Annotated in this window: 10 protein-coding genes; 1 reads left to right on the forward strand and 9 read right to left on the reverse strand. The window is 35.8% G+C overall.

The window, feature by feature from the left end:
- Positions 1 to 34 precede the first annotated feature (34 nt).
- The gene (locus I5776_RS10455) at positions 35 to 310 is read left to right on the forward strand and encodes an alpha/beta-type small acid-soluble spore protein (RefSeq protein WP_425490365.1); all 276 of its coding nucleotides are present in this window, start codon (positions 35 to 37) and stop codon (positions 308 to 310) included.
- 42 nt (positions 311 to 352) lie between these two features.
- Here the strand turns inward: I5776_RS10455 and I5776_RS10460 are convergent, their stop codons facing one another.
- The 9 genes from I5776_RS10460 to hutU all read right to left on the reverse strand — a co-directional run bounded on the left by I5776_RS10460 (position 353) and on the right by hutU (position 11,261).
- A complete protein-coding gene (locus I5776_RS10460; RefSeq protein ID WP_202780541.1) occupies positions 353 to 1,519 on the reverse strand; it encodes an ABC transporter permease in 1,167 nt (388 codons plus the stop codon).
- Between the two features lie 21 nt (positions 1,520 to 1,540).
- Positions 1,541 to 2,758 carry an ABC transporter permease gene (locus I5776_RS10465; RefSeq protein ID WP_202780542.1) on the reverse strand — a complete coding sequence of 406 codons (1,218 nt, stop codon included), beginning with the start codon at positions 2,756 to 2,758 and terminating at the stop codon, positions 1,541 to 1,543.
- A 13-nt stretch (positions 2,759 to 2,771) separates the two neighbouring features.
- Positions 2,772 to 3,704: an ABC transporter ATP-binding protein gene (locus tag I5776_RS10470; protein ID WP_202780543.1), complete on the reverse strand. Its 933-nt coding sequence runs from the start codon at positions 3,702 to 3,704 to the stop codon at positions 2,772 to 2,774.
- A gap of 145 nt (positions 3,705 to 3,849) precedes the next feature.
- On the reverse strand, positions 3,850 to 4,515 hold the full coding sequence (locus tag I5776_RS10475; protein WP_202780544.1) for a response regulator: 666 nt from the start codon (positions 4,513 to 4,515) through the stop codon (positions 3,850 to 3,852).
- Positions 4,512 to 5,735, reverse strand: a complete 1,224-nt coding sequence (locus I5776_RS10480; RefSeq protein WP_202780545.1) for a sensor histidine kinase — start codon at positions 5,733 to 5,735, stop codon at positions 4,512 to 4,514. Before I5776_RS10480 ends, I5776_RS10475 begins: the two co-directional genes overlap by 4 nt.
- Positions 5,736 to 5,888: 153 nt before the next feature.
- Positions 5,889 to 7,226, reverse strand: a complete 1,338-nt coding sequence (locus I5776_RS10485; RefSeq protein WP_202780546.1) for a YjiH family protein — start codon at positions 7,224 to 7,226, stop codon at positions 5,889 to 5,891.
- Between the two features lie 60 nt (positions 7,227 to 7,286).
- The gene (locus I5776_RS10490; RefSeq protein WP_202780547.1) at positions 7,287 to 8,288 is read right to left on the reverse strand and encodes an agmatinase family protein; all 1,002 of its coding nucleotides are present in this window, start codon (positions 8,286 to 8,288) and stop codon (positions 7,287 to 7,289) included.
- Complete coding sequence (hutI, locus tag I5776_RS10495; RefSeq protein WP_202780548.1) at positions 8,282 to 9,595, reverse strand: imidazolonepropionase; 1,314 nt, start codon at positions 9,593 to 9,595, stop codon at positions 8,282 to 8,284. The genes I5776_RS10490 and hutI overlap by 7 nt, the downstream gene beginning before the upstream one ends.
- The gene (gene hutU / locus I5776_RS10500; RefSeq protein WP_202780549.1) at positions 9,588 to 11,261 is read right to left on the reverse strand and encodes a urocanate hydratase; all 1,674 of its coding nucleotides are present in this window, start codon (positions 11,259 to 11,261) and stop codon (positions 9,588 to 9,590) included. Before hutU ends, hutI begins: the two co-directional genes overlap by 8 nt.
- Between the last annotated feature and the right edge of the window lie 309 nt (positions 11,262 to 11,570).

The raw sequence follows: 11,570 nt of genomic DNA on the forward strand, positions 1-11,570 counted from the left end.
TACGGGAATACTACTCACTAAAGGAGGGAAAATCATGTCTAGAAGAAGGAAATCGCTCGTTCCTGAAGCAAGAAGTGCCTTAGATGTATTTAAAGGGAAAGTCATGGCTGAAAAAGGATACACAGTGGACCCTAATAAACCGAATAATGTGAAATATGAAGTAGCTAAAGAACAAGGTGTACCTCTAAAAGAAGGTTATAACGGTCAGTTAACATCGGAGCAGGCAGGAAAAGTCGGTGGTCCAATTGGTGGCAACATGGTTAAGGAAATGATTCGTATGGCGCAAGAGCAGCTTAGCAAAAAAAAATAATGCCGGGTTAGCCCGGCATTTTCACTTTATAAGAAAGAAGTATTATTGATAACGTACTCTAGATAAACCAATGGATAAAAATAATAAAGAGAATCCTATTAACACAATCACGGGAGTCATAATATCACTAACCGATCCACCTCCTGCAATTAATTCCGTAAATCCCTTCATAGCCCACGATTGTGGAACAAAGTTTGCCATTTTCTGCATGAATTCTGGAACAATACTAATTGGCCAATAGACACCACCTAACATACAGGTTGATACAATAATCAATGTTCCGATAGCATTTTGTTGCTCAGATGTTTTAACTAAACTAGCAATGGCTAAGCCTAGTCCAACTACACAAAGCAGTAATGAAGTGATTAATATGAAAACACCTAAAGGATTTCCCCATTTTACACCAAAAAATATGGAGGAAGAAACCATTAATAAGATAAATTGGATCCATCCAATTAAGAAAAACGAGAGAAAATAACCCAACATCACTTGTACCCTACTAGATGGGGTTGTAAAAAGGCGAGACCAAACACCTGTTTTTCTTGCTTCTATGATTATTCCTGTTACAGACAGCATCATAATCATAACAAACATAATGGAAAACCCAGCAGAACTATAGGATAACCCACTTAATACGTGGTTAGTACTATGATTCTTTGTAGAAAAAGACGTCAATTGTTGATTTTTATTTTCTTTAGATTGGGATAGGTTAAGCAACCTCTTTAACATAACATCCCACTTATCATCGCTATATTTACTCCAGTTTTGAGCAGCGGTTAACTGTAATTGCAACGTTGAAACATTTTGCTTCATCATTTGCTTAATTAATGGTGCACTTGTAGAATTTGGTTGATGTTTAAACAGAATGAGTGGATCTCTATGACTCAACATCTTCTCTTCAAAGCCTTTTTGTAAATAATAAATTGCATGAACTTTTTGATTTTTCAGTTGCTCATCAGCTGTCTTTGATGAAACTATTGAATAAATAATGAGTTTATCTTGTTGTAATTGATCCACTAGTAATTTAGACAACTCTGTATGATCCTCATCGACAATTGAAACTTTTACTTTTTGTTCAGAGTCACTACCTAAAATACTTCCAAAAAGCAAAGTGAAAAGTAATGGCATGGCTAACATTAATACATATGCAGAAGGTTTTTTAAAAGTTCTTTTCAGTTCAAATAAACAGATTGTAATGATTTTTTTCATCTTTATTCCTCCCAATGAACCCTAATAAATTGTTCGCAAACGCCAAGAACCCAGTATTAAAGAAACAAAACCAATCAGCATTAATATTAATACCGGCAATAGTAATGCGCCCCACGTTGTACCGGACATAACCTCTGTAAAACTTGTTAATGCCCATGAATTAGGTGTAATCATAGAAATTTTTCGCAACATTTCAGGAAATACCGAAATGGGCAGCATGGAACCTCCGAGTAAAGAAAAAATTTGCACTCCTATTCCCCCAAGTGTATCCGCCATCTTCTCGTCCTTTGTAAATGATGCAACAATCATTGATAATCCGGAAACAGCAAAGCTATGGACGAAAGCTATCATGAATGTTTGTAAACTATTTTCTCCCCAAGATACTTTTAATAAATAGTGTGTAGCCCCCATGAATACAAGGAATTGTAAAAAGGCAAATAGAAGTGTTCCATAAAATTTACCTAATAGTATAGAATTTTTTTGTGTCGGTGTAGTTAAAATTCTTGATAAGGTTTCTGTACTTTTTTCGTTGTGAAAAGATTTTCCGCCAACCATGGCATTGAACAAGAGAAACATTGCAGCCATTGCTGCTGCATAATATTGCATCGAAGTGATCTTTTTATCGCCAATTGGTGTATCTTTTACTAATTCCAAATTACTTTCCAAATCTTTTTCCATGTTTTGAACAAGTTCTTTGTTAATCGTATTCGTATTGATATTTTTCCCATCAGCCACAGAAGCTACTGCTAAGTCTTTCAAAACTGTTTTTGTTGAAGTAGCAATTGTTTTGGTTGTGCTGGCAAATGACTCAGTCAGTTGTTGGATAAACGTTGCTTCTAAGTCCTTTCCATTTACGGGAAGTATGACAACTGGAGTGTTTTTATCATTTATAAGCTTTTCTTTCCATTGATTTGGAATAATAATTCCAACATCCACGCCTTCTTTATTAATCCAATTTTTCAATTGATGTTCGGACTTTGCTTGTTTAACAGTTAGCGTTTTTTTCATTTGTTTATCTAATAAAACAGAATGGATAAATTGGATGGTTAGTGGATCTTCTTCATTAACGTAAACTCCGACAGTAGTTTTCATTACACTATTTGAATCACCCATTACTCCTTTCAGTGCCGATCCCAATATGGCAGTTAAGATTATAGGCATAAGGAACATCATCATAATAGCTTTTCGATCTTTAATACGTACTTTAAAATCTTTTCCCGCTATGATTAAACTTTTCATTTTTCTCCCACCTTTAATCTCGTAATGTGCGTCCAGTTAATTTTAGAAATAAAGATTCTAAGTTTGCCTCTTGAAATTGTAGTTGTGAAATCTTCACATTTGAATGTATGGAATGCAAAACAATATCCGATAACAGATTTTCATTATTTTGTATAAAAATATCAATACTTGTATCTGTGTTTATGGTAATATTTTCAACGCCATCTATGGACTTTAGTTGATTAATAAATACTGGATTTACTTGATCAACTTGTACATGGAGAACAGTTCCGCCAGCTAAACGATTACAAAGATCTATTTTTGAACCACTTGCGATTAACTGACCATGATCGATGATCGCAATTCGTTTACAAAGAAACTCAACTTCTTCCATGTAGTGACTTGTATAAATAATTGTCATGCCCTCTTCATTTAATTTTTTTACGGTTTCTAGAATATGATTTCTAGATTGAGGATCAATCCCAACAGTTGGTTCATCCATTATAAGTAATTGAGGTTTATGCATTAATGCAGCACCAATATTAATTCTTCTTTTCATGCCTCCGGAAAATGTTTCGATTTTATCTTTTGCCCGATCTGACAGCCCTACAATTTTAAGTACCTCATTTGCTCGATTTTTCACTTCTTTTCCATGTAACCCATACATTTTTCCCCAGAAAATTAGGTTATCAATTGCTGACATCGTAGGGTAAAGTGCAATATCTTGTGGTACAACCCCAATTTTCTTTTTAATATCCAAGGGATTCTTTTTCACCGAGATACCATCGACGGTGATGTCTCCTTCATTAAAAGGTACGAGACCGCAAATCATCGATATAGTTGTTGATTTCCCTGCACCATTTGGACCAAGCAAACCGAATGATTCTCCCTTTTCTACTTGAAGGCTAACACCTTTTACTACTTCCTTATTTCCAAAGCTTTTTTTTACGTTTGATACCGTTAACATGTTAATTTCCTCCTCTTCCCTCTCGTTCTAAAATCATTTTATTTCTTTTTCTACGTCTTTCCATCTAACAGGAGATAGATTTTTGCAAACAAAAAAACGACACGATTGTGCCGTTGCTCATAATCATATATGCGAAAAGTCATGTTCAAAAAGTAGTTATTCCATAGCGGACTGCATAAATAGCCGCTTGTGTTCGATCACGTATTTCAAGTTTTTGGATAATATTTGAAACATGGTTTTTTACCGTTCCTTCTGTGATAAACAGTGTATCAGCTATCTCCCTATTATTTAATCCATTACCAAGTAATTTTAGCACTTCAATTTCTCGGCTCGTTAATTCATCTATAGAACTTGGAAGTTCCTTTGTGAAGCTTCCTTCATCAATACCCTTCGTTTTTCGTAGTTCAGTTAAAACGTGAGACGTGAAATCTTTCGGTAAAACAACACCACCATGATAAACTGTCTTAATCGCCTGAACTATTGTGTCTGTAGGCATATCCTTTAATAAATACCCACTGGCACCCTCTTCTAATGCCTCAAATATGTATTTACTATCGCTAAAGGTTGTTAACATTAATACTTTAGTAAATGGGATGTTTTCTCTAATCAATCTAGTTCCCTCAACACCGTTTACTTTTGGCATTCTTATATCCATTAAAATTAAATCGGGCAGGAGGTCTAACGCCTTTTCTAATGCTTCTTCACCGTCACTAGCCGTTCCAATAACATTTATTTCCTCTCGTAAATTAAGTAAGGATCCTAATCCCTCTCTTACTAATGGCTGGTCATCCACAATCATAATGTTTATCATTCTATCACCCCGACTGAACCCCATTTTAATATTTTTAAAGGGAACTGAACAAATACTGAAAATCCCTTCTCCTCGTTGCTTTTGAAAAGTATGGTTCCACCATGTTCCATGATTCTTTCTTTCATATTGATTAAGCCAAATCCAGGGACAATGTTTTGTGCCCCTTGCCCATTATCTTCGATTTCAAGTTCAATTCCCTGATTTAATATATTTATCGATACATGACATTGAGTAGCAAGACCATGTCTTTTTGCGTTTGTCAGAGACTCCTGAACGATTCTTTTAATTGTTGGTTGCAATGAAGGAGGAACTAATGAAGGATCTCCATTAATCGTTAATTGTGCTTCTAATCCCGATAGATTGGAAAAGTCATGGAGCATTTCCCTTAATACATGAAGAAAAGATACTTTTAAATTATCTTCTTCTTTTAATGTGCGCACAGATAGCCTAATTTCATTTAATGACTCACGTGTTAATACTTCGCATGTTTGAAGAATATCTTTACTTCTTTCCGGTTGAATGGTGACTACCTCTTTTGCCAATTGTAATTGTACTAATAACGCAGTCATTTTATGACCAACAGTATCATGTATTTCACGAGCAATTTGATTTCGTTCTCGAATAACTGTTAATTCCTCTACCTGTTTTGAGTAATCATTTAGGTGGTCATGTGCTATACGTAATGCTTCATGGGAATCATTTAATTGTTCAAATTGATTCGAAATGGTTTCTCTTGCCCTCAATAAGTTGCGAATAAGACTGCCAACAACTGCACCATAAACAACATACATGATACTTAATAGATTATTAGATAGTGAAAACTCTCCATTAACAACATATTTTTCATAACTAATTGCCATCCATGACACAACTAAGGCTAATAAAAATATTCGTAGGATAGTTTTATTTTCAAAAACTAGAAAAACCGTTGTTGAAATTACCCCAAAAAAAATTAAATATAATAGTCCACTATCCTTTGGAAATAATGCGCCAAAACCCGCACTTAAAAGAAAATCAATAGATACGCATATTAATTTTATACGAGGATTTTTAGTTAAAAATTGAATAAAATGACTTCCAACAAAAAGAACCATTGCTCCGATTGTGTAAAGCAATTTCCAGAAATCATGCTCTGAATTCAATTGAAAATGAAAACTACTAAGTAATAAAAACATGATAACTCTAGTTGAGGAAAGTAAAACAAAAGATAAATTTTTCAAAATAAGTACATCCTTCACGTTAAAGTTAAATAAATGCAGTAAACTACTTTAACAAGTATTCGATAGAACAAAAAAATATCCTCTTTATAATAAAAAAATCACTCATATCCATATTAATCTTGGATAAAAGTGATTTTTTCATTTTTCCTTAAATTAAAGAAGTAAAAAAGCGATGGGTATCGTAATGATTAACGTTAAAATTACCCGTTCAAGCCAAATGATAAGTAATTTAGGCAATGAGATTGGTATGTCTGTTGAAACGATACATGGTATTAAAGCTGAGAAGAAAATAATAGCGGATACCGATACGACTGCAATGACAAACTTTGTTACAACGGCACTTCCGGTAACTAATAATGCTGGTAAAAACATTTCAGCTATTGAAACAGCACTTGCTTTAGCTGCTAACAATGAATCTGGAAGATGAAATAACGCAGTAATTGGATAAAAGATGTAACCAATAATATCAAAGACCGGAGTGAATTCAGCTAAGACCAAACCTAATAATCCTACTGAAAGAATGGACGGCAGGATAGACATCGTCATTATAAATCCGTCTTTTAAATTTATCCAAATATTCCTACCTAAACTAGGAGAATTTTGTGCAGCATCCATCGCTTCTTTCCACGCATGTTTAAAACGATCGCCTTTGACAAGCTCTTCAGGTTTTCCTTCCCCGTCATAATATTCATCACTCATGGAGCGAAGCGGCCATATTCTTACTGTTAAGGCCGTAACGATAAAGGTGATTACAAGTGTTGCCCAAAAATAGAGGTTCCATATATCCATTAAACCAAGGGTTTTCGCTACAACAATCATAAAGGTCGCAGATACGGTAGAAAAACCGGTAGCAATAATTGCCGCTTCTTTCACTGTATACTTTCCTTCTTTAAACACACGATTTGTTATTAATAAACCGATAGAATAACTGCCAACGAAAGAAGCGACTGCATCCACAGCGGATCTACCCGGTGTTTTCCAAACTGGTCGCATAACAGGCTGCATAAGCACCCCAATAAACTCTAATAACCCATAGCCAACTAAGAGAGCAAGAAACACTGATCCAATCGGAACGAGTAAACCTACTGATATAACTAGTTTATTAAACAAAAAAGGGCCCATATCTGGATCTGCAAGCCATTTAGGTTCCAATTTAAAAACAAGTAAGCAAGCAACAATAAAACCTATTATTTTAAATATTGAGAAAAATATTGAGATACCATCCTTATTCCATGTTTTAGTATAAAATGGATAGATAGCTCCCAATAAAATAACTAGTAATGCATAATAAGGTATCACACTTGGAACTGATTTTTGAATATATGTTACGATATGGTCGAGCATGATTGAAGATGTACCATTAATTGAAATCGGAATAAAAAACATAAAGATTCCAATTGCACTGAAAATGACAAACTTAAGAATATTAATTCCGTTTATCGATGATTTTGTGTGAAGTTGACCATCTAAACGTGGATTTGGATTTGCCATCCCTATTTCCCCCTTTATTAGAACTCAGGTTTCTCCCTATGAGAGAAACCTGAAGAACTATTATTTCATTCTTTTATAAAATCCTGATAAAAATGAAAGAAACACATGTGTTCCCGCCTTTACAGTAGGCTGAACAGCTCCATCACGTGTAGGATCAAGACAAACGATGTCCATTGCTCCTACCTTAGGGTGGAGCCCCGCTGTGAAGACAGCATCAAATAATTCATCCGTTCTCATGCCTCCCGGTGTTGAAGCTGGAACACCAGGTGCGTAAGCAATATCTAGTACATCCATATCTACTGTCAAATAGATTCGATCCACTTTTTCAGCCAAAGTGAAAAGTGTTTCATTAACAGTTTGCGTGATTCCATTTTTCCTCGCTTTATTTAATGTAATATAATTCACACCATATTCTTTGGCACATTCTACTAAAGAAGGTGCGTTAAAAAATCCATGCAAACCGATATTATAAATATTTTCCCCTTTAATGGTTCCACTCTCTATCAAATTTCGGATAGGTGTGCCATTTGTCGGTCCGTGATCCTTTAAATCACGAAGATCAAAATGAGTATCCAATTGGAGTATCCCTATCTCTTCATCCGGATACGTTTCTTTCAATCCTTTTACAAGCATAGCTGTGATTGAATGATCCCCACCGATTGTTACTGGAAAGGTGTTCGTGAGTTCCTTCGTAACACCATGAAAAGCATCTTTAATATTTTGATGGCTTAATAGAATATCGGTATAATGCATTTGCACATCACCAATATCGATGACTTTTAAATCTCGTAAATCCAATTCTTCATCCAAATTATAGGTATTGAATCCTTTCCATGATCGTCTAAACCATTCAGGAAATTCTGATGCGCCTGATGCACTAATTGAAGATCGCGATAATGGAACACCCATAAGTGCGATATCCCAATCGTTTTGTTCATCATCTTTATCAAGATGATGAATAGATTGTATCCATTCATTTACTTTAACATCCTTTCCCGGAGTAACTTTCTTCCAGGAAAATGAAGGGCTATCTATTGGTAACTGGTTGATATTATTCAGCATAATTGACCACTCTCAACTACAATTTTTCCATTTTTGATAACCATATCCGTATGGTTCATTCCATAATGATACTGAAGTTGCATATAATTTGGCACATTCATCATGACGATATCAGCTTTTTTGCCTATTTCAAGACTTCCTATTTCATTGCTGCGATTAATCGCATGTGCCGCATTTATCGTACAAGCTGTGATTGCCTCGGCCGGTGTCATCCCCATTTTCATACATGCTAGATTCATAATAAATGGAAGTGAGGTTGTCGGTGATGAGCCAGGATTACAATCCGTAGAAAGTGCAACTGGTACACCTTCGTCAATCATCTTTCTTCCTCTCGCTGAATCTGCCATTAAAAAGAATGCAGTCCCAGGTAAAAGTACCCCAATTACTTCTTTTTCGGCCATCTTTTTTATTCCAGTATCTGAAGCTCTTAATAAATGCTCTGCGGAAATGGCCCCAACGTCTGCCGCTAACTCGGCTCCCTCATATGGTTCAATCTCGTCCGCATGTATTTTAGGAATTAGACCATATTCCTTTCCAGCTTCAAGGATTTTCTTGCTTTGTTCAGGTGTAAAAACTCCCCTTTCACAAAAGACGTCATTAAATTCAGCCAAATTTTCTTTTGCTACTTGAGGAAGCATTTCTTCAATTACGATTCTTACAAATTCATCCGGATTTTCTTTGAAATTTGCAGGAACAGCATGGGCGCCCATAAAGGTACGAACAATATCAATTACATGTTCTTCATTCAGTTGCTTCGCCACTTCTAATTGTTTCTTTTCCGTTTTCCAATCTAAACCATACCCACTTTTTGCTTCAACGGTCGTTACTCCATGTTTTAAAAATGAATCTAGTCTTGTTTTACTTTCTGAAAGCAGTTCTTCATAGGAAGCGGCACGCGTCCTTGTCGTCGTAGCGTGAATTCCACCGCCATTATTCATGATTTCCATATAGGTCGCACCATTTAATCGCATATTAAACTCGTTTTCACGACTTCCTGCGTAGACAAGATGTGTATGTGGATCAATCAAACCTGGTAATACGATTTTTCCGGTCGCATCTACAATAATTGATTCATTCAACCGATCGCTATATCTGCTTTGTATTTCTTCAGTTGTTCCAACAGCCATAATCTGTCCATTCTCTATCCAAAGTGCGCCATCTTTAACAATATGAAGATTATTCATCTCTTCTCTTTTAAATGGTTTATCCGATCCACCTGCAACCGTAATCAATTCATTTGCATGGTGTATAAAAATTGGTTTCTCTGACAATTTAGTCCCTCCTTGATAATAATTTAGCTTATTCATCCGATGATTGAAGCATTGGAATATTGATACCTTTTTCCTTTGCGGTTTTGATGGCTAAATCATAGCCTGCGTCAACATGTCGCACAACACCCATTCCAGGATCGGTCGTTAATACGCGCTCTAGTCGCTTTTCAGCTTCTTTCGTTCCATCTGCAACAATCACCATTCCAGCATGCAAGGAATAGCCCATTCCAACACCACCACCATGATGAACGGATACCCAGCTTGCCCCGCCTACCGCATTAATCATCGCATTTAAAATTGGCCAATCTGCTACCGCATCACTGCCGTCTTTCATTCCTTCTGTTTCACGATTAGGAGATGCGACAGAGCCTGAATCTAAATGATCACGCCCGATAACGATTGGGGCCTTTAACTCACCACTTGCAACCATGTCATTAATGATTTTTCCGAATTTCGCTCGTTCACCATAGCCAAGCCAGCAAATACGTGATGGCAGTCCTTGAAATTGAATTTTTTCACGTGCCATTTTAATCCAGTTGCATAAATGCTTATTGTCACTAAATTCGCGTAAAATGACTTCATCTGTTTTATAAATATCCTCAGGATCCCCTGATAATGCTACCCAACGGAATGGACCTTTTCCTTCACAAAACTGCGGGCGAATATACGCTGGTACGAATCCAGGGAAATTAAAGGCATCCTCTACACCTTCATCCTTCGCTACTTGGCGAATATTGTTACCATAATCAAAAGTGATTGCCCCTTTTTCTTGCATAACTAGCATCGCTTTAACATGTTCCGCCATACTAGTTTTTGATTTTTTTACATATTCCTCAGGATTTTCATTACGCAATTGCTCTGCATCCTTTAAACTATACCCAATTGGAATATATCCATTTAATGGATCATGCGCAGATGTTTGATCAGTTAGAACATCTGGAATAAATCCTAGCTCAATCATTTGAGGCAAAACTTCAGCAGCATTGCCTAGTAATCCAATGGATAAAGCCTTGCATTCTGCTTTTGCTTCTTTTGCTAATCGAATAGCTTCTTCTAAAGATTTTGTCTTCACATCTAAGTAGCGAGTTTCAATGCGGCGGTCAATTCTTGTTTCATCAACTTCGATTGCAATACAAACTCCTTCTGCCATTGTAACAGCAAGCGGTTGTGCACCACCCATTCCTCCAAGGCCAGCTGTAACTGTAATTGTTTGTTTCAGTGACTCTCCGAAATGCTGCTTACCTAATTCAGCAAACGTTTCATATGTTCCTTGAACAATCCCTTGGCTGCCAATATAAATCCAGCTTCCTGCCGTCATCTGACCATACATCATTAAACCTTTTTTATCTAACTCATGAAACGTATCCCAGTTTGCCCAAGCAGGTACTAAATTAGAGTTAGCAATTAGAACCCGTGGGGCATCCGTGTGGGTCTTGAATACTGCAACAGGTTTCCCGGATTGTACAAGTAATGTTTCATCAGATTCTAATTCATGTAATGTTTTTACAATGGCATCATAACAGTCCCAGTTTCGTGCAGCTTTGCCGATTCCTCCGTAAACAACAAGATCTTCAGGTCTTTCCGCTACATCCTTGTCTAAATTGTTCATTAACATTCGAAGCGCTGCTTCCTGTACCCAGCCTTTAGCATGTAATTCAGAACCTTTGTATTGATGAATCTCTCGCTTTGTATCCGTTTTCATTTATATTCCTCCTTATCTAATATATCTATATTATAAAAACAAACAATTCAGTAAAGTGATAAAATAATATTCGTTTTTTTATACTTACTTTATATTAATTTATAAATTTTAAAATAATCTGTCTTAATATTTATACTTATATGATATTTTTATAATTTGATATTCACAATGGTGCTTTACTTTGCAATTAAGTGTTCATTTTTGTGAAATATTTATTTCATGTTTAATAGCTCATTTACTTAGTAGAAATTATGGGTTTTGTTAAATTCAGAATTATCCCAATATTATGTTGACAAGTTTGTTTTATTT

Source organism: Heyndrickxia vini (genome assembly GCF_016772275.1).
Lineage (GTDB): Bacteria > Bacillota > Bacilli > Bacillales > Bacillaceae_C > Heyndrickxia > Heyndrickxia vini.